Raw genomic sequence first — 18178 nt, forward strand, 5'->3', positions numbered from 1 at the left:
TCCCGCGCAGCGGGTTCGTTCTTCCCCCCATAGTTGCCATCAGACGCTTCTATCTTTCCCCCACTGTGCGCATCGTCCCACCAGCAGATAGAGCGCCGGGGTCGTGAACATGGTCTGGGTCTGGCTCACCAACAGACCGCCAATGAGAGCTATGCCGAGCGGCTGCCGCAGTTCCATCCCGTAGCCCCCCATCAGCACCAGCGGCAGTGCCCCAAGGGCGGCAGCAAAGGTGGTCATAACGATGGGTCGCAGCCGCAGCAGGCAGGCCTCACGAATGGCGCCCCGTGGCGTCATGCCGTGTTCGCGCTCGGCATGGATGGCGAAATCCACCAGCATGATAGCATTCTTGAGCGAGATGCCGGTGAGCAGCAGCATGGCGATGACCGCCATGCCGGAGAACGGCAGACCGAACAGGTCCAGCGCGACCACGGCCCCGATCCCGGCCGAGGGAATGGTGGAAAGAATGGTCAGCGGGTGCCACACGCTCTCGTACAGCATGCCCAGCGTGATCCAGACGGCCAGGATAGCCGCCATAATCAGGATTTCGCTGTCATGCGTGCTTCTGCCCAGATCCCCTTCATCGCTCTGCAATTCGCCATTGATCGTTTCTGGCAGATGCAGGCTGCGCCACTCCTGATCGATAACGGATTGTGCCTGCGACAGGCTCACACCGGACGCCAGTTCCAGCGCCAGCGAGGCGGAACTGGCGTAACCGATATGGGTGACGGCCACCGGATCGAGACTGGGGGTCATTCGTGCCACCACCGAGAGCGGCACCAGTGTCTCCGCCCCGGTCGCCACCGCCGATCCCGTCGACGCATTCGCCCCGCCCGCCAGCGAATTGGCGATCTGGTTCCGAAACGCCGTTGCACCGGTCGAGGCTGTGGTACTGGCTGTAGCCGACGTGACCACCCGGATGGTGTTGGACGCCGAACTGCCGGACGCTGACCCACCCGAGGGACTGATCCAGAACTGTTTCAGGATCTCCGGATCACGCTGGAAGCGGTTTTCCACAGTCAGCACCACATTGTATTGTCCGTGTGTCGTGTAGACGACCGATGCTGTGGTCTGGCCCAGCGCATCGGACAGGGTGTTGCCGATCACCTGTGGCGTGACCCCGACGCGGGCGGCGGTATCGCGGTCGATCGCCAGCGTGATCCCCTGTCCGGGCGGATCGACGTCCGGGTCCACGTCCGTGAACTCCGGGTGATGCCGCAGGGCTTTTGCCAGCCTGCGTGTCGCCGGTCCCAGAAGCCGGTCATCCTCGCTGCGCAGGATGTAGCTCACCCCGCTGCTGTTCGAGCCGACCCGCATCATGATGTTGCCCGGCGCCTGGGCATGATATTCGGCGTGGATGTCCTTGCCCATCCGGGCGATCACGCGGGTCGCGACTTCCGCTCCTGAAGCGCGCCCGGTGGACAGGTCGCGCAGCGTGGCAAATACCATGCCGTGGCTGGAACCCTCGCCGGTATCAAGATAGGCGATGACATGGCTGACAGCCGGGTCTTCCAGCAGCACCCTGCTGAACCGCTCCAGCCGGGCCTTCGTCTGGGCCAGCGAACTGCCGCTGCCCCGCGATCCGCCCGAGACGATGCCGATATCCTGACGCGGGAACACGACCTTCGGCATGCGGGTGAACAGAAAGACGCCCACCAGCAGGGTCAATGGCAAAAGCAGCGCCGCCTTGCCGGGATGGGTCAGGCAGACTTCCAGAATGCCGCGATACAGGCTGCCGCCGTGTTTTTCATGATCCAGAAAATCGGCGGCATCGACGCCGAGGGAATGATCTTCCGCTACGGTCGGTTGTTCTTCGTTGATGCGGGCGTCTCTTCCCTCGGAAAACCGCATGCACAGCGCCGTCAGGCACGGCGTCACCACGCAGGACAGGATCAGCGAGACGGTCACAGCGATCCCCACCGTTCCGGCAAACTCCCGGAACAGCCGTCCCGTCAGCCCCGAGGCCAGCCCGATCGGCAGAAACACCGCCAGCACCGACACGGTGATGGAGAGCAGCGTAAAGACCACCTCGCTGGCTCCGGCAATGGCCGCTTCCTCAACGGACAGACCCCGCTCACGCATGCGGATGATGTACTCGATCACCACGATGGCGTCATCCACCACCAGACCCGTCACCACCGTCAGCGCCATAAGCGAGAGATTGTCCAGCCCGAAACCAGCCAGATGCATCGGCCCGACGCTGGCCATCAGGCAGCATGGCACGATGATCGCGGCTGCGATGGATGCCGTCCACGAGCGCAGGAACACCCAGACTACGGCCAAGGCCAGAACACAGGAGGCCAGCAGTGTCACCAGCGTATGGTGCAGCGAGGAGCGGATCACCGCCGAGCCATCTCGCGCCACCTCGATATCCGCACCGGTCGGCATCAATGTGCGCAGTTGTGGCAAGCGGGCTTTCACCGCATCAACGATGCCCACCAGATTGGCCCCCGGCTGGGCACGGACCATCAGGGTCAGGGCTGGATTTCCGTCAAAAAAGGCAGCGGCATTCATGTCCTGCATGCTGTCGGTGACAGTGGCGACGTCGCGCAGCCGGATGGGACGTCCGTTCTTGTAGGCGATCACCAGATCCCGATACGCGTCGGCATGTTCCGCCTGATCGTTGACGGCAAGCTGGTAACGCTGGCCCGCCATATCGATCACGCCCTTGGGCGTATGAGCATTGGCCGACGCCAGAGCCGCCCGCAGGTTCTCGAACCCCATGCCGTATTTGAAGAACAGCAGCGGGTTCATCTCCACCCGCACCGCAGGCGCCGAACTGCCCATGAGCGTCACATCGCCCACACCCTGTACCTGCAACAGCATGGGCCGAAGCGTCGTGTTCACCAGATCATACAGCTTCGCCATAGACTGCATGCCCGGTGTCACCGCCAGGATCAGCACCGGCGTCGCGTTGGGGTTGGCACGGTGGTATTGCGGGTCCGATCCCGGCGTGGTCGGCAGGTCGCGTCGGGCAGCACGGATCGCCGCTTCCACATCACGGGCCGCGCCATTGAGATCGCGCCCCAGTTCGAAGCCCAGCGAAATTTCCGTCTCACCCCGCGTAGAGGTGGACTGCATCTGCGTGACGCCTGCAATATTGCCCAGATGCCGCTCTAGCGGGGCGGCCACGGTGCGAGCCATGACCTCGGGCGAACCGCCGGCGTTGGACGCCGAGACCGAGATCACCGGCAGGTCGACATCGGGCAGGTCCGAGACCGGCAGGAGGGGCAGCGCCATCAGTCCCGACATTACGGCGGAGATCAGCAGCAGCGTTGTCGCCACGGGGCGGTGGACGAACCAGGCGATGAATTTCAAGGAAGATGTCCCGTCCCTGCGGGAGGGCTCACTCTATAAGACGATCGATGCAGGCATTTTTTCAAAGGAAAGGCGAAAAAAGTTTTCCGCCTCCCTATTCTGTCGTCATGACATGCCCACTGACGATGTGACCGTGATGGCCGCGCCCTGCACGGCCAGTCCATGCTCGGCGGCCACCCGGCGCAGCAAGGTCGCAACTTCCGGCGCGTTGCAGGCGATCTTCCGACCTGTCCCCGCTTCCACGAAGGTGATGGCAAGGACGGCTCTGGGTTCAGGCGCCACGCTGTAGCGCCAGAGCCGATCCGGTGTGACATCACGGCGCAGGATGGCGCGCTCGACAAAAAGATTCAGATTGCGCTGGATCGACCCTTGTGACGGCGCGTGACCATGCTCCAGTATCCGGCCCAGCGTTTTCCAGATTTCGACCGCTGTCGCCCGTGGTCCGGCTTCCAGAATGCCATGGAAGAGGATGCGCCGCAGATCGGTCATCTTGATGCCGACCTCCTCGCTGCGTTCCTCCAGCCTGCGCACGGCGCTGCGGCTGGCGCCCATGCCGGGGCGGATCTGGTTCAGGGCGGGTGGTGAACGGCGGTGTTCGGAGAAAGCGGGCATGGTCTTGATCCTGTCACGATCAGAGAAAGGGAATGGGAGCGAGAACGGCGAAAACCTCAGTTCTCACCGGCATGGATGTAGAACTCGACGGGGACCGTCAGGGTGATGCGGTCTCCCGCGACACTGTCCGGCGGGATGGGTAGAGGCTGGGCACGTTTGGGGAGCTCCACCGCTTCCTGGTCCAGCAGTGGATGGCCGGAACTGCTGGCAAGCGTGACCGAGAGCACATGGCCTTTGCGGTCCATGGAGAACGTCACAGTCGGCACGCCTTCCTGATGATCAGCCATGGCGTCGGATGGATAACGCTTGAACTTTTCAAGCTGCGCCAGCAGCGCGCCCTGCCAGGTGACCGGATCGTGAGATGCCTTTGACGACGAGGCACCTGGTGCCGGGGCTGCCTGCGTTGGTGCTGGTGGCGCTTCCGAGGATGGCGGCGCGGTTGTCGCCTCTGCCGGTGGCGTCTTGTCCGGGATCGGCTTTTTGAGCATCGGCACCGGCTTGTGCTTCTTCACCAGTTTCTTGGGCTTCTCGGGCTTGGGCACCGGGATCGGCGGATTGGGTGCGGGTGATGGCGGTGCGGTGATCTTGGGTGGTTCAACCGGGGCCGGATCGGGAATGGACTGGGTCTGCTGTGGTCCCGGCGGAAGATCCGTGGGTGGCGTCGGTGTCGAAACCGGTTCCGGCGCCATATCGATGGCGATGGCCGCAGGCGGTGGTTCGGGCACGGCCATCGGTGGGGGCGGCAGGCGCATGATCCACCAGATCGCCCCGCCACCGACCGCCAGCACGGCGAGGAAAGACAGGCCCCAGCGCAAGGCGTCCTCACGCCGAGCTAACTGCTCCTGTCCTCTCTGCCAGTCGGAGAAAGACGGCTGGACCGTATCCTGAGCCACGCCAGTAGAAACCGCCGTATTCGCCATGTTCATCGCATCGCTCACGGTGTCGCTCCGGATGCGGGCGCAGCGGGAGCGACATTGCCACCGGTTGGTACTGGCGTTGAACCCGCCTCGCTGCCCTCCTCCTGCCCCTGCAGATTGACCAGCGCGACCTTGAGATAGCCAGCAGAGCGCAGCTTATCCATCACGCCCATCAGCGTGCCGTAATCGACCGTCTTGTCGGCCCGCAGGAAGATGCGCTCGTCCTTGTTGCCTTTGGTCGCAGTTTCCAGCGCGCCGGGAAGCGCATCGGCAGAAATATCGTCCTCTCCCAGCGCCAGACCATGATCGGCTTTCACCGTCAGGAACACCGGATCATCCGGGCGCGGTGTCGGCTTCTCCGTCGAGGACGGCAGGTCCACCGGCACGTTCACCGTGGTGAGCGGCGCTGTGACCATGAAGATCACCAGCAGCACCAGCATCACGTCGATGAACGGCGTGACATTGATCTCGCTCGCCTCATGAGGGCTCTCATCGGTGTGGCGGATGCGGATCATGCTGATTACTCCCCAGCCACCGTGCGGCTATCGCGCGATGCGCCAAGCCGCACCACCTGCCCGCTGGCCGTCAGCGCCTGCATGCGGCCGAGATCGCGCGAGACGAGACGCATAACCAGTGAGGTCAGATCAGCCACCTGCGCGCGGCAGGACGCCGTCTGGCGCGCGAGATGGTTGTAGATCACCACGGCCGGGATGGCGGCCACAAGACCGAGAGCCGTGGCGAGCAGGGCTTCGGCAATGCCGGGAGCGACCACGGCGAGGCTGGTCGCCTTGCTGGCAGCGATGCCGGTAAAGGATGTCATGATTCCCCAGACCGTGCCGAACAGACCGATAAAGGGCGATGTTGCGCCAATGGTGGCCAGCACACCGGTGCCGCGCATGAGCCTGCGGCCCTCGGCGGCTTCCAGCCGCCCGAGATGCAGGACAACACGCTCCTTCAGCCCCTCGCTATCGTCGGGAATGTCCTGAGAGCGTTTGCGTTCTGTCTCGGCGGCCATGACCAGTGTGTAAGCGATGGAGGACATGTCACGCGTCCACTCTTCCCCCAGATCCAGTGTGTTGGCCTCTTCCAGTGCTTTCTCTGCTTTTGTCAGCTTTACCCGCACGCGCAACAGCTCGACCGACTTCGCGATGAAGATGGTCCAGGTCAGCAGACTGGCCACGGCGAGCAGGATCATCACGCAGCGGACGACCGGGCCGGCGTTGAGGAACATGTCCCAGGGGGAGAAGGAAATCGGGGCAAGATCGGTCATGAGAGACCTCCTTTGGAAGACGGTCGGCTCCATGCCCGGATCAGGCAGACGACAGTCACAATGAGGGGAATGGAAAGGGCCGCCCACGACAGGGCCAGCCAGATACCGTGCTGGCCCAGCAGGGCGGAGAGCAGGCCGAAGATGGTGAGCAGACCCAGCGCGATCGGCCACGGCCAGACAGCAACCGGAGCACGCGAGGTCACATTTGGCGAGGGAGAGACGGCGTTCATCGAACCGTCTCCGCCGTCAGGGCAGGAACAGCCGTATCGTCTACGTCATCCAGTTCATATCCCAGCGCCCGCAGCCGGGCGTCGGTGGCGGTCCTGCGTTTACCGGCCCACAGCACCAGACCGCTGACCAGCACGCCGATCACCACCACATCGAGTAGCGCCCACAGGATACGCAGCGGCATACCGCCGTAATCGCCGAAATGCAAAGGACGGGATATTTCCAAAAAGCGTAGATACCACGGCATCGGATACGCCCCGGTCAGCTCGCCCGTGCGGGCATCAACCAGAACCGGGGTGAACAGACGCGCCCGCAGTGGCGTCGCACCACGGGTCCAGAGCACATAATGCACCGGGCTGCCGAAGGAGGCACCTGGGAAAGACAGACCGGTCACCTCATTGCCGGGAGCGGCTTTTGCCGCCGTGTCGAACGCGGCCTGCACGGAGGACAGATGGTCCTGCGACGGCACAGGCAGGTTGGCATAGGGCCGCAAAATCTGCCGCACATCGGTCACGCGCCACAGGCCGAACAGCGGTGTCTGGAGTTCATTGACCAGCCCGGTAAAGCCCACCACCGTTGCCCAGACCAGTGTAGCTGCTCCCAGCAGGTTGTGCAGGTCCAGCCAGGTCAGGCGTTTGGCCCGATCCCTCCTGACCGAACCGAACGGCAGCCGCTTCATGAAGCGGCCATACAGCACTATCCCGGACACCAGCGACGCCACGAAGACGCCGCCCATGGCTCCAAGGAACAGGCGACCTGTCAGTCCTGCGAACAGACTGGTATGAAGCTGGTTGCAGATGCCCATGATGATGCCGGTCCAGGTGCGCGGCTCCTTCGGGGCATCTGCCGGGCGCGACTGCTCCAGCACCTTGGCTGTGCGGGCATCGAACTTGATCCAGTGGCCCGAATGACGGTCGGGGTAATTCTCGTCGTCCTTCAGGGCCTGCCAGCTTGGAGCCATGGAGACCAGCACCGCCGGTTCATCGTCATCCGGATTGACGTTGGTGATGATCTGGCCGGGATAGAGCGCACGCGCCTTCTCCACAATGACGTCCAGACTGGCGTTCGGCGTTCCCGGCGGCAGAACTTCATAGGGTGGATCATCGTCGCCAACGAACGTGTCCCAGATCTGTTCGGAAAACAGCAGCGGCAGGCCGGTCACGCATACGATCAGCAGAAACAGGGTGCAGACCAGGCTCGTCCATTTATGGACCACGAACCAGCGACGCAGGGTGCGGGTGGTCATGAAAACCACGCGCTCACAAATGCGTGTAAGAGTGAGTCGCAACTCTGTTTTGCGTAAAATTCTGCCGGTTCCATTACATCTACGCGCCTTCGCATGCGTCGGAAATCGGGAATATTTCGCTGATGACCGGCTGATCACAAACGGTCCGCGACAATTCCCTCACCTAACAAAGACGATCAAAAAGCGGCTTTTTTCTCGGAGCCCTGAAATTTTTTCAGATAACATATTGAAACGCCTGCCTGTCACTTCATCGAACAAAGCGGATCATGTCGCTTGCCGCTCCGTTCCACAGCACCCAGACATTCTGGTTTATCCCAAGCGACGGCCATTTCCGGCGGCACTGTGGAATGTGAAAATATTGCGACTTTTTCTCATTTGCGTTACAGACATGAATCGCATTGACATGCTGCCCGTCTCTACGGATCAACCCCAACCCGTCATGACCGATGACATGAATGGACCAAGCACGTGACGTCCTGGAGCACACTTCTGACAACGCTTTTCCGATCTGAACAACGGAAGGTCGAGGCGCTTGCCAGGAGGAAATGTGCGGATCCGGAACAGGCTGCGGACGTGGTGCAGGATGCGTTCATGCGGCTCAGTCGGCTGGCTGAACCTGAGGCCGTCAATAACCCGGGACATCTCCTCTTCACCACGGCATCCAACATCATGCTGGATTATAACCGTCGGATCAGACGTGAACGCAACCGGGATGGAGGAGGTGTAGCGCCAGACCTACCCTGCCCCGTTCCCGATGCCGAGGTCCAGCATGCTGAAAAGCAGCGCAGGGCCATTCTGCGGGAAGCAATCGCCGCTCTCCCCGACGAAACACGTGACATCTTCATCCGCTTCCATCTCGAGGGACGCAGTTACCGTCAGATCGCGGAAGAAAAAGGGATGGACCTGCGCCGTGTGGAATATCATCTTCGTGACGCCATGAAAGCCTGCCGCCAGTACGCCCGCGACCATCAGTGACAGTCATTTACGCGTCACCGCAAACAGGATCATGGTATCCCGACCTGTCGCCTGTTACACCTGCGGAAACAATAAACGAGACAGCATGTCCGCCTTCTGGGCGGCTGGATATCTGAACGTGCAGAACAGGAATGAACCGTCAGGTGACGCATTTGATGCGGCCAATGCCTGGTATCATCGTTTGCAAGGGGACAATGTCACCGAGGCAGATCGGGATGCTTTTCGTAAATGGTGTGCACAGAGCCCTGACCATGAGGCGGCCTGGGAAGACATCCAGACTTTTGCATCGGACATCAGGATAACGCTTGCACAAAAACCACCTGTGCCCGCGCGCAGCACCATCCAACGCCCCCGAAGTTCACGCCGTTCGGCCCTGGCGTTAGGCAGCCTTGGTCTGGCCGTCGCCTGCATCGCTATGCTGTCCAGCGGGTGGAGTGACTGGCTTCAGGCGGATTACCGATCTGGCCAAGGCGAACAGAAAACGGTGACATTGGCGGATGGGTCTGTTGCAACGCTCAGCCCGAATAGCGCCCTGAAGATCCTGCCTGACACACATGGACGAGGCCTCGCCCTACTCCATGGAGAGGTATGGTTCTCCGTTCACCATGATAGCGCGCACCCGTTCTACGTTCTTGCCGGCAAAGGCCGAGTGACCGATGTCGGCACGCGCTTCGATCTCAGATATCTGGAAGGACAGACAAACGTCGCCGTGGAAGAAGGTATGGTTGACGTTGCCTATGGCCCCCCTCCCCCCGATCACGTCAGGCTAACGGCAGGACAGGATATATCCTACGACACAGGCGGTCTTGGTGGCATACAGGCTGTTGATCCTGATGACATTGGCGCATGGCGCAAGGGGAACCTCGTTTTCCGTCAGAAGCCGCTTGTGGAAGTCGTAGCGGAACTCAACCGGTATGGCACCACGAAGCTCGTGCTCGCCAGCCTTCAGGGGCGTAACAGGCCCGTTTCCGGCACGTTCGTCATCGGTCAGGAAGACACAGCCCTAAACGCCCTTCACGAGGCCTTTGGACTCAGGATTCTACGCTTCACGCGTTATCTGACCGTCCTCTACTGATCCTTCATCCAGCTTTGACACGATCAGCGGTGACCTGATCCAAAGAGCAAATACCGTTTCTGATACCGGCCAGACCTCTCAGACAGCACTCTTTTTCACATCGCAAAAAATAAATTCATAAAAATTTTCCGAAAGTGCCCAGTTCCGTCGTCTTCACAAACAAGATGCAAGTGAGAATGCTTCTCATATCAGAAAGCATTCCCGGAAGATGACAGGGAACCAGAACAGGTGAGCGGACTTCATATACACTCCAGATGCCTCCCCTCGCGATGCGGAATGGCGCGACTACTGCTAACAACGTCTCTTTGCTGCTCGGTCGGCATTGTCGCCAGCATCGGGCAAGCCAAAGCAGCAGCTACCGTCAGCCCCACCGAACAAACTTTTTCTTTTTCCATTCCGGCACAATCGCTGGATGGAGCACTCGCCGCTTTTTCAAAGATCACGCATGTCCAGACCGTCGCGGCCGGTGAATTGACACGTAATGTACGTTCACCGGGTATCAGCGGTACTATGACACCTACCGCTGCTATGAATGTCCTGCTCGGTGGCACTGGCCTAAGCCCCCGGACAAGTGGAAATATCATTATTGTTCAAAAAGCAGCAGCCAATATCACGCTTGGCCCTGTTCGCGTAGGGGGGACAGTCACCCATCAAGATCCTACCGGGCCTGGCGTCGGGTATGTTGCCACGACCACGATGGCAGGAACCAAGACGGATACTCCACTTATTGAAATTCCAAATTCTATTTACGTAGTGACTAAGCAGCTAATGCAAGATCAGCAACCACAAAACGTGGTTGAAGCATTGCGCTATACACCTGGGGTGTACTCAGAAATGTATGGGAATTATCAAAATGGCAGCGCCAATACAGGACATCCAAGCGGCGTAATGCAGCGCGGATTCAGTTCAAGTTCATTTGTTGATGGTTTGCAACTCAATAGCGCCAGCTCGGGAGAAACAGCCTTTATCGAGCGAATTGAAGCCATTAATGGACCTGCTTCCGTGATGTATGGGCAAACTAATCCAGGTGGTATGATTGGTATTAGTCTTAAAAAACCAACAGATACCCCTCTTCGTCAAATTTCTGTTGGTTTCGGGAGTTGGGGACGCTACGAGGCTACCGCCGATGTAAGTGATAAAATAACGAAAGACGGTAAGCTACGCTATCGTGTCGCGGCGATAGGAGTCACCTCTGGAACTCAGGTCGATCATATCGATTACCACCGCGTTGGAGTTCTCCCGTCACTTACTTGGGATATAGACTCCAAGACATCCCTTTCGTTGCTCGGAATGTATATGTACACCCCGGGAAACGGTACAAATTATCTACAATACACAACCTGCGGCACGCTAATACAAAATCGCGATTGCCCGCGTATCCCACGGAGCACATTTACTGGGTACAAAAGCTTTAATCGCCAAGGATCGAAAGAAGGGATGTTCGAATTTACGTTTAATCATAAATTCAATAAGTTTATTTCATTTTCACAGGTTTTCAGATATGAAGATTCTCAAAGCAATACGGACAACGTTTATACTAGCTCCTTAGTGAGTTCGGATGAAGAAAGAGTCAGGCCATGGTCTATTTTGAATCGTTCCAAAACGATAGGCCTTGATTCGCGCGTATTTGGAAAGTTTTCGACGGGCCCAGTTCAACATACGTGGGTAGTTGGATCTGATTTCAGGCAGTTGGAATATACGCAAAATGCACTGTACGACTTCACGAAAACCTATACTCAAAGCATATACAATCCAGGGACTGATACGGCAGTGTGCCTCGACATCCATTCTGCTGCATGTCGTGTCTCCGGAAGTATGGGGCCATATAACTATTTCCAAGAAGGTGTTTATTTTCAAGATCAAATAAAATGGAAAGATCTTTCTATACTTCTTGGGGGAAGAGAAGATTGGGTTAGTTATGATAATAAAAGATATAGCGTAAGCAATATAAATAAAGACCATATCTTAAAAATAACGGATAACTTCAAATCTCCTGCTCCTCAGCATGCTTTCACATGGCGGGCTGGATTAATATATAATACAAAATTCGGTCTCTCTCCGTATTTTAGTTACGCTACATCATTTATACCACAAAATGGATCGACAAATTATTTAGGACAGCCATTTTCTCCGCTGACAGGAAAACAATTCGAAGCTGGACTGAAATATAAAGTTCCAAACAAAGATATTCTTATTACAGCCGCCGCGTTTCATATTGACGAAAATCATTATCTTATAAGTGATCTGGAACATTCGGGATTCAGTACCGACGGTGGAAGAGTAAGATCTCAGGGTTTTGAGGTATCAGCGAATGCTAATGTTACTCGTGACCTAAGAGTCGTCGCATCATACACGTATACCGACTTGCGCTTCGCGAAGACTAACGAGACCGCACAACGTGTCGACTTTTCGGGGAATAGCTACGGGAGCGCGGTATCAGAATCCGGCAAGGTGGTCCCCTACATGCCCCGGAATATGTTTTCGATATTTGCAGATTATACATTACCGGCAAAAATCGCAAAAGGACTTGGTATTAATTGGGGAATGAGGTATGTTGGATACAGTTATGTAGACAACGTCGAATCATTTAAGACGCCATCTTATATTTTATTTGATATCGGAGCGCACTACGACTTTGGGCAAATGACGCCAGCCTTGAAAGGCTTGAAGGCGCAACTTGCTGTGTCCAACTTAACAAATAAATATTACTTAACGAGCTGTGATGGAGAATTTTGTTACGTGGGCCAAGGTCGCCGACTGTACGGAAACTTGACCTACAATTGGTGAAATTTCCCGGCCCGAAACTACACCGACTTTCCTTATTTAAAATCAACGCATTGCCCCTCGTCTCGATGCCAAAGTCGAGGGGCAGCATCGCTGCAACTTCCGAGAGGCATCCCATGCAACAATCATGGGTTATCCCCGGCAAGATCCGAGGGGCCATCCATGCCAAACTCGTGGGACGCTCCTGTGCAAGACCCGTAAGGTTACACGGCAACAGGCGCAGGATGCGCTCCCCGCCCCAAAAACTTTCGCGAAACTGGAGAAACCTGTTCGGAGACACGTCCTGTGGGATCACACCAGAATGATGCGCAGAACGACAGGAACATGCTCTTCCGCCTGATCGTCAGCGGCCAGATATCCCTTACCTCACTGGTTGAGGCTCTCGCCGTGGCGGAACACCGTAATTTTCGAAAGGCCGGTGAAACCTTACAGATTTCACAATCTTCTATCAGCAATCGGATCGGCACTCTTGAAGATATTATCGGTTTCCGCCTGTTTGAACGCCGCAACGGCGTGCATGTCACCTACGAGGGACAGCAGTTTCTCTCCGTCATCAATGAAGCCGTCAGTCTGATTGACCAGGCACTCCGTCCCACCCGCCTGCTTCCAGTCACCACTGAAAGCAGGCTTATGGTCGGTGTCCAGTCTTCAAGCGCGGGAGGTTTTCTGCGCAATATCCTCGATCGTTTCGTAAGACATTCGCCTTATGTTCGGCTGATGTCGGGCGAATTCGCCCCTGATCTGCTGATCTCCGGACTGCGACGACGCGAAATCGATATTGCCTTTACCCCTGACGTTCCGCCACGTCGGACACTGGCCCATGATATCCTGTGCGTCATGCCATTATGGACCGAAACCATGATGGCGGCGCTTTCGGAGCATGACCCCGTGGCGATGCAGGAAGCCGTGACATGGAATGATCTTGCGGATCATACCTTTTTGGTTCGCCGGGAAGGCATGGGATCGTGGCTGATGGCGCAGGCCCTTCCCTATCTCGAACAACATGGCGCACCACCCCGGATCGAACACATGGTGGTTGGACGAGACACCCTGCTGGCCGATGTCGTGCGCCGCCGGGCAGTGGCCCTCACCTCCGCCGCCACAACAAGCCTGTCGGTTCCGGGCGTGCGCCTACGTCCTCTTGCAGGTGATCCCATCACCCTGACATTTCATGCCCTGTGGTCACGCCAGAACCACAACCCAGCGCTCCAGACGCTTCTTAAACTGGTGAGGACGGTAAATCCCCCGAACGCTTCTGACGCCACCTGAGAAAAGCCCTGTCGGAGAGGATGAATTTCTCGATCATTGGGGCTATCAATTTCTGTGGCGTGACACTCTGCTGGTGCAGGGCGTTCATGGCGTCCGCATAAGCCAGAAGATCACGATGCACAGATGCGGGCAGATCAATTGTAAGCCGAACCGGTTTTTCATCGGGGAGAGCACTGATTTTCAGATCACTCATGATCGGTTTCTCCTTTTACATGCCATGGTCGGACGACCAGATCCCGATTCAGGATGACGGTGAAGGGTAGTCCCGGCCTGTCGGTCAGGGTGGGCTGGACGTTCAGGCTGCGATCGATCAGGCGGTTGCCGACCATAGAAAAGCCGTTGCTGGCGCCGGAGCGGATCGCCTGGGCCAGATTGTTTTCGCTCAGGCTGGTTCCCGCCTCTGACCCCACGCTGAGCAGGGTGGTGACCAGAGCGGCTTTGAAAAGCTGGCCCCAGTGATTGTTCACCTCGTCAGACAGACCGGACTGGCCGATGGCGTCGCCGCCGGGGAGTTTTTCCAGCACCAGGCTTTCCCCGTTCGGGAAAATGAGCCGGGTCCAGATGATCTGGGTGCGCTGCTGCCCGAAGGAGACGCTACTGTTATAGGCTCCGAACAGGGTGCTGCCCTGCGGGATCAGGAGATAGCGCCCGGTCGGGCTGTCATAGACGTTCTGGGTCACATGGCCGGTAATCTGGCCTGGCAGGTCGGAGCTGATTTTCGTGTTGAGCGCGCCAGCGATCACCGTCCCCGCCTGAAGGATATAGGGGGACGCAGGCGGCATGATACGATCCGGGCTGACAGTCATGCGGTCCGGCTGGCCCGCCAGAAAGGCACGGTTGCCAGATTGGGCGTCGGCCGCAGAGGCCGCTGGTCCCTGAGAGGCAGGAGCGCCCGACGCGGGCGGCATCGTCTGTTCGCCGGCGCGGTCACGTTCCCCCGTCTGCACGAACAGCCGGCTGGCAATCGCCGCTTCGACCTCCTGCGCGGCCCGCCGGTCCTCCCCGCCGGATGCGGCTTTCCCCTGCCCCTGTGCCTTCAGGATGGTGTGTCCCAGATCGCCGGGCAGCGCGGGACCGAGCTTCGGGACGCCATTGCCGACATAGTCCGAGGGCAGCCCCGCCAGCCCATCGGCGGACGGACGCACATCCGTGTCCTGGCTGGCGGCGAGTGGCGCTTTGTGGCTGCTGTTCTCCAGCGCGTAGCCAAGAGCCAGACCAATGGCGAGCATCCCTACTCCACCGAGCGCCCAGACCACGGTGCGGTTAAGACGAACCACACGCGGTCGTTCCGACCGCAGGCGCAGATCTGGCGGTGGTGATGCTGCGGAATTTCCCCCTGTGGCCGGATCTGCTGGATTTTCGCCCACTGTCGGCGCCTGCCCGGTCATGTCCGCCGTCCGTCGGTACGGACGATGCGCACCCGCTGCTCGCTGTGTTTATCCCCGAGCCGCAATTCGGCCGCCGCGAACAGGCGATCCACGATCATCCAGCTCTGCCGGACCCGATAATTGACCAGTTCCGGCCCGCCATCCGCCCCCAGCACAAAAAGCGGCGGCAGTTCGCCCTGCCCGATCCCGGACGGGAAGGCGATATAGACCTTGTGACCATCATCGAACGCCCGGCCGGGCAGCCAGGGCGGCGTGCCGCCTTTCACAGGCTGGATGGCATAACGGAAATTCAGCGCGTTCAGGTCCAGCCCCGTGTCCACTGGGCTAGCGTCATCGGCCTCATCGTTCTGCCGGTGCAGGGCGATCAAATCATTCTCGGGATAATCCCACGACACCGACGCCATGTAGGTAGCCGGTGTAGAACGTAGTTCCGCGAGATAGGTCCGCCGGTCGGTGTTGACGATCAGGTTGGTGGTGAGGTCCGGCCGCGTCGGTTTGACCAGGATATGGATGCGTTTTGTCGCCCCTGCCCCGCTTTCGGTATCACCGATGATCCAGCGCACCGTATCACCTGCCGCCACGGGTCCGGTTCCCACCAGCTTTTCACCCTGCTGGAGCATAATGTCGGTGATCTCGCCGGGCGAGGTGTAGACCTGATAGAGAGCACCGGGGGAATAAGGATAGACCTGCACCGCATTGATGAACCCGGCTCGCGTGGGCTGAATGCGCGCCGCCAGATTGGCCTGTGTTACACGCGTGGTCGGATCGGCAACTTCGGGGGCCGGATGTATGATGCGTCGTGGGGGCAACGGCTTGAGCTGGCCCGGCAGGGGAAGTGGCTGTGGCACCTCCACCACCCGCACCGGTTTCGGTGGATCCGGCAGACGTGTCGCCTGAACAGCGTCATCATAGCGGATGACCGGCGGGTGGTAATGCTGCGCGCAGCCAGCCAGAGGCAGGATCAGCAGCGGCAGGACACGAAAAGCGCGACGGATCATTGGCCCAGCTCCTTCGACCAGTTGATGGCGGAGACGTAAATACCCAGAGGGTTTTTCCGCAGGTGATCGGCATCACGCGGCGTGCGCAGAACGACCGAGACGATCGCGGTCCAGCGCTCGGTGCCGGTGAATGCACCGTCGCGGTAATGGCGCTCGGTCCAGGCCACGCGGAAGCTGCCGGGCGAGGCCCGGATGACCGAGGCGATGTCCACCTCGACCTGCTCGTGCCCGATGCGCGAGAACGGATCGTTGAGGCGGGCATAGTCATTGAGCGCCTGCGCACCGGACGTGGTGGTGAAATCATAGGCACGAAGCCAGTTCTGCCGGACCACCACGGGGTCCGACGACAGGCCACGGACATCACCAATAAACTGCGTCAGATACCAGGCGATCTGGGGATCGGCGGGCATATAGCCTGCTGTCGCGGGGGCTACAACCTGCGTCTGTCCCAGCCGGTCCACCTGCACCACCCACGGCGTGATGGTGCCGCGCGCGGACTGCCAGACCAGCCCGGCCCCGAGCCCCACTGACAGAAACAGGCTGCCAAAGGCCATCAGCCGCCAGTTGCGGGCCTGGATACGGGCAGAGCCGATCCGTTCATCCCACGCCTGCGCTGCCTTTTGATACGGTGTCACGGGTTCGGGCGTGGTCCCGTAGCGTGTGGTCGAGCGGCGGAACATCGTCCTCATTCCTTTTCCGACAGATCGATGGAGGAAGATCCGCCCCCGCCGTCGGCGGAGCGGATGACATGGGCGGCCTCGGCGGCATGGGCTGCGGCATTGCGGCGCTTCATCTTTTGCGCCCAGCGGGGCGGTTCGCCGGAGCCGCCACCAGAAGGACCGCCGTTTCCACCGCCATCACCTCCTCCAGCCGGGCCACCGCCTCCAGAAGGTGCCGGTCCACTACCCCCGGCTCCGCCTTCGCCGCCTTCGCCCCCCTCCCCCATCCCGCGCGCGGCCCAGCGTCCACCGGCGGCATAGCTTTCCTTGAGCGATGAACCGGCACGTGAGGCCGCCCCTTTGACGGCATTCGCGACGTTCCCGCCGACGGCCCGGCCCATACCTCCGATCCCGGCGGCCATGCTGCCCGCACCACCTGATGCGCCAGCAGCACCAGCCGAATAGGCGGACGTGGCTGCCCCGACGATCGCGGCCCCGCCCCGAGCGGCAGCAGCGGTCGCACCGAGGGCTGCGGCACCACCGGATGCGACAGCCCCGACACCGGCTGCCGCAGCAGCACCCATGGCACCCACCGCCATGCCGGTACCGACGGCTGCACCGGTCCCAAGTTGCGGTGCGCCGGAGATCAGCCCGTTGGCGATGCTGCCGCCAAAAATGGACAGGCCGACAATTGCAAGCGAGGCCAGCACCACCGAGACGGACTGCCCGATCGTGGGAACGTCGCTGCCGTAGGAGGTTGAGAACTGGGCGAACAGAACCGACGCGATGGCGGAAATGACCGCCAGCACCATGATCTTCACACCGGACGATACGACATTGCCCAGCACCTTCTCGGCAAGGAAAGCCGTGCGGTTGAACAGGGCGAAGGGGATCAGGATGAAACCCGCCAGCGTGGTCAGCTTGAATTCGATCAGCGCCACGAAGAGCTGCACGGCGAGGATGAAGAACGCCGCCAGCACGATCAGCCACGACAGGCAGAGCACGAATATCTGGATGAAATTCGTAAAGAAGGCCACAGGACCAAGGAGATTATGAACCGAGTCCAGTAAGGGCTGCGCCGCATCGAAGCCCGTGGATGCCAGTCGACCGGGCCGCAGGAAGTCTCCGAGAGCCAGACTGCCGCCACCGACTTTCAGGCCAAGGACCGCAAAACTGTCAAAGACGGTCTTCGACAGACTGGAAAAATTGCTGATCAGGAAAGAAAAGAAGCCGATATACAGCGTCTTCTTCACCAGACGCTGGATGATGTCCTCATCCGCAGCCCAGGCCCAGAACAGGCCAGCCAGTACCATATCCAGCACGGACAGTGTTCCGGCCAGTGAGATCACATTCCCCTTCACCAGACCGAAGCCGTTGTCGATGGTGGTGGTGAAGGTATTCAGGAAGGTGTCGATAACGCCCACATTGCCCATCGCCATGGC

The 18178-nt window shown here is 59.4% G+C and carries 17 protein-coding genes; 5 read left to right on the forward strand and 12 right to left on the reverse strand.

Going from position 1 to position 18178, the window contains the following annotated elements; genetic code table 11:
• Positions 1-39: 39 nt before the first annotated feature.
• From KP699_RS10150 to KP699_RS10180, 7 genes are all read right to left on the reverse strand, one after another.
• Positions 40-3315, reverse strand: coding sequence for an efflux RND transporter permease subunit (locus tag KP699_RS10150; RefSeq protein ID WP_215762515.1), 3276 nt, complete (start codon positions 3313-3315; stop codon positions 40-42).
• Between the two features lie 105 nt (positions 3316-3420).
• Positions 3421-3927 (reverse strand): Fur family transcriptional regulator, encoded by a 507-nt coding sequence (locus tag KP699_RS10155; RefSeq protein ID WP_215762516.1) that lies wholly within the window; start codon positions 3925-3927, stop codon positions 3421-3423.
• A gap of 56 nt (positions 3928-3983) precedes the next feature.
• The gene (locus KP699_RS10160; RefSeq protein ID WP_215762553.1) at positions 3984-4847 is read right to left on the reverse strand and encodes an energy transducer TonB; all 864 of its coding nucleotides are present in this window, start codon (positions 4845-4847) and stop codon (positions 3984-3986) included.
• A gap of 14 nt (positions 4848-4861) precedes the next feature.
• Complete coding sequence (exbD, locus tag KP699_RS10165; RefSeq protein WP_215762517.1) at positions 4862-5359, reverse strand: TonB system transport protein ExbD; 498 nt, start codon at positions 5357-5359, stop codon at positions 4862-4864.
• Positions 5360-5364: 5 nt separating this feature from the next.
• Positions 5365-6114, reverse strand: a complete 750-nt coding sequence (exbB, locus tag KP699_RS10170; protein ID WP_215762518.1) for a tonB-system energizer ExbB — start codon at positions 6112-6114, stop codon at positions 5365-5367.
• Positions 6111-6344, reverse strand: coding sequence for a hypothetical protein (locus tag KP699_RS10175; RefSeq protein ID WP_215762519.1), 234 nt, complete (start codon positions 6342-6344; stop codon positions 6111-6113). The genes exbB and KP699_RS10175 overlap by 4 nt, the downstream gene beginning before the upstream one ends.
• Positions 6341-7588 carry a PepSY domain-containing protein gene (locus KP699_RS10180; protein WP_215762520.1) on the reverse strand — a complete coding sequence of 416 codons (1248 nt, stop codon included), beginning with the start codon at positions 7586-7588 and terminating at the stop codon, positions 6341-6343. The genes KP699_RS10175 and KP699_RS10180 overlap by 4 nt, the downstream gene beginning before the upstream one ends.
• Between KP699_RS10180 and KP699_RS10185 the strand changes: the two genes are divergently transcribed.
• The 5 genes from KP699_RS10185 (at position 7587) to KP699_RS10205 (ending at position 13691) form a co-directional block, all read left to right on the forward strand.
• Entirely contained in the window at positions 7587-8060 is a 474-nt protein-coding gene (locus KP699_RS10185) for a hypothetical protein (RefSeq protein WP_215762521.1), read from the forward strand. The genes KP699_RS10180 and KP699_RS10185 overlap by 2 nt on opposite strands.
• Positions 8057-8563, forward strand: coding sequence for an RNA polymerase sigma factor (locus tag KP699_RS10190; protein ID WP_215762522.1), 507 nt, complete (start codon positions 8057-8059; stop codon positions 8561-8563). The genes KP699_RS10185 and KP699_RS10190 overlap by 4 nt, the downstream gene beginning before the upstream one ends.
• A 31-nt stretch (positions 8564-8594) precedes the next feature.
• The gene (locus tag KP699_RS10195; protein WP_215762523.1) at positions 8595-9638 is read left to right on the forward strand and encodes a FecR family protein; all 1044 of its coding nucleotides are present in this window, start codon (positions 8595-8597) and stop codon (positions 9636-9638) included.
• Between the two features lie 276 nt (positions 9639-9914).
• A complete protein-coding gene (locus KP699_RS10200) occupies positions 9915-12425 on the forward strand; it encodes a TonB-dependent siderophore receptor (RefSeq protein ID WP_215762524.1) in 2511 nt (836 codons plus the stop codon).
• 282 nt (positions 12426-12707) lie between these two features.
• The gene (locus KP699_RS10205) at positions 12708-13691 is read left to right on the forward strand and encodes a LysR family transcriptional regulator (RefSeq protein WP_215762525.1); all 984 of its coding nucleotides are present in this window, start codon (positions 12708-12710) and stop codon (positions 13689-13691) included.
• Here the strand turns inward: KP699_RS10205 and KP699_RS10210 are convergent.
• Genes KP699_RS10210 through trbL form a run of 5 tightly spaced genes read right to left on the reverse strand, consistent with a single transcriptional unit; the run spans position 13642 to position 18175 of the window.
• On the reverse strand, positions 13642-13884 hold the full coding sequence (locus tag KP699_RS10210) for a DUF2274 domain-containing protein (protein ID WP_215762526.1): 243 nt from the start codon (positions 13882-13884) through the stop codon (positions 13642-13644). The two genes, KP699_RS10205 and KP699_RS10210, sit on opposite strands and share 50 nt — an antisense overlap.
• The gene (locus KP699_RS10215; RefSeq protein WP_215762527.1) at positions 13877-15079 is read right to left on the reverse strand and encodes a TrbI/VirB10 family protein; all 1203 of its coding nucleotides are present in this window, start codon (positions 15077-15079) and stop codon (positions 13877-13879) included. The genes KP699_RS10210 and KP699_RS10215 overlap by 8 nt, the downstream gene beginning before the upstream one ends.
• Positions 15076-16077: a P-type conjugative transfer protein TrbG gene (gene trbG, locus KP699_RS10220; protein WP_215762528.1), complete on the reverse strand. Its 1002-nt coding sequence runs from the start codon at positions 16075-16077 to the stop codon at positions 15076-15078. Before trbG ends, KP699_RS10215 begins: the two co-directional genes overlap by 4 nt.
• Positions 16074-16757, reverse strand: coding sequence for a conjugal transfer protein TrbF (gene trbF, locus KP699_RS10225; protein WP_215762529.1), 684 nt, complete (start codon positions 16755-16757; stop codon positions 16074-16076). The genes trbG and trbF overlap by 4 nt, the downstream gene beginning before the upstream one ends.
• Positions 16758-16762: 5 nt before the next feature.
• On the reverse strand, positions 16763-18175 hold the full coding sequence (trbL, locus tag KP699_RS10230; RefSeq protein WP_215762530.1) for a P-type conjugative transfer protein TrbL: 1413 nt from the start codon (positions 18173-18175) through the stop codon (positions 16763-16765).
• Between the last annotated feature and the right edge of the window lie 3 nt (positions 18176-18178).

Source organism: Acetobacter sp. P1H12_c (genome assembly GCF_018811975.1).
Taxonomy (GTDB): domain Bacteria; phylum Pseudomonadota; class Alphaproteobacteria; order Acetobacterales; family Acetobacteraceae; genus Acetobacter; species Acetobacter persici.

Coding starts and splice junctions, on each gene's coding strand:
- KP699_RS10155 (WP_215762516.1), bottom strand. CDS start 3,927: ATGCCCGCTTTCTCCGAACACCGCCGTTCACCACCCGCCCTGAACCAG.
- exbB (WP_215762518.1), bottom strand. CDS start 6,114: ATGACCGATCTTGCCCCGATTTCCTTCTCCCCCTGGGACATGTTCCTC.
- KP699_RS10180 (WP_215762520.1), bottom strand. CDS start 7,588: ATGACCACCCGCACCCTGCGTCGCTGGTTCGTGGTCCATAAATGGACG.
- KP699_RS10215 (WP_215762527.1), bottom strand. CDS start 15,079: ATGACCGGGCAGGCGCCGACAGTGGGCGAAAATCCAGCAGATCCGGCC.
- KP699_RS10185 (WP_215762521.1), top strand. CDS start 7,587: ATGAAAACCACGCGCTCACAAATGCGTGTAAGAGTGAGTCGCAACTCT.
- KP699_RS10195 (WP_215762523.1), top strand. CDS start 8,595: ATGGTATCCCGACCTGTCGCCTGTTACACCTGCGGAAACAATAAACGA.
- KP699_RS10175 (WP_215762519.1), bottom strand. CDS start 6,344: ATGAACGCCGTCTCTCCCTCGCCAAATGTGACCTCGCGTGCTCCGGTT.
- KP699_RS10160 (WP_215762553.1), bottom strand. CDS start 4,847: ATGGCGAATACGGCGGTTTCTACTGGCGTGGCTCAGGATACGGTCCAG.
- KP699_RS10200 (WP_215762524.1), top strand. CDS start 9,915: ATGGCGCGACTACTGCTAACAACGTCTCTTTGCTGCTCGGTCGGCATT.
- exbD (WP_215762517.1), bottom strand. CDS start 5,359: ATGATCCGCATCCGCCACACCGATGAGAGCCCTCATGAGGCGAGCGAG.
- trbL (WP_215762530.1), bottom strand. CDS start 18,175: ATGGCGATGGGCAATGTGGGCGTTATCGACACCTTCCTGAATACCTTC.
- trbG (WP_215762528.1), bottom strand. CDS start 16,077: ATGATCCGTCGCGCTTTTCGTGTCCTGCCGCTGCTGATCCTGCCTCTG.
- KP699_RS10210 (WP_215762526.1), bottom strand. CDS start 13,884: ATGAGTGATCTGAAAATCAGTGCTCTCCCCGATGAAAAACCGGTTCGG.
- trbF (WP_215762529.1), bottom strand. CDS start 16,757: ATGTTCCGCCGCTCGACCACACGCTACGGGACCACGCCCGAACCCGTG.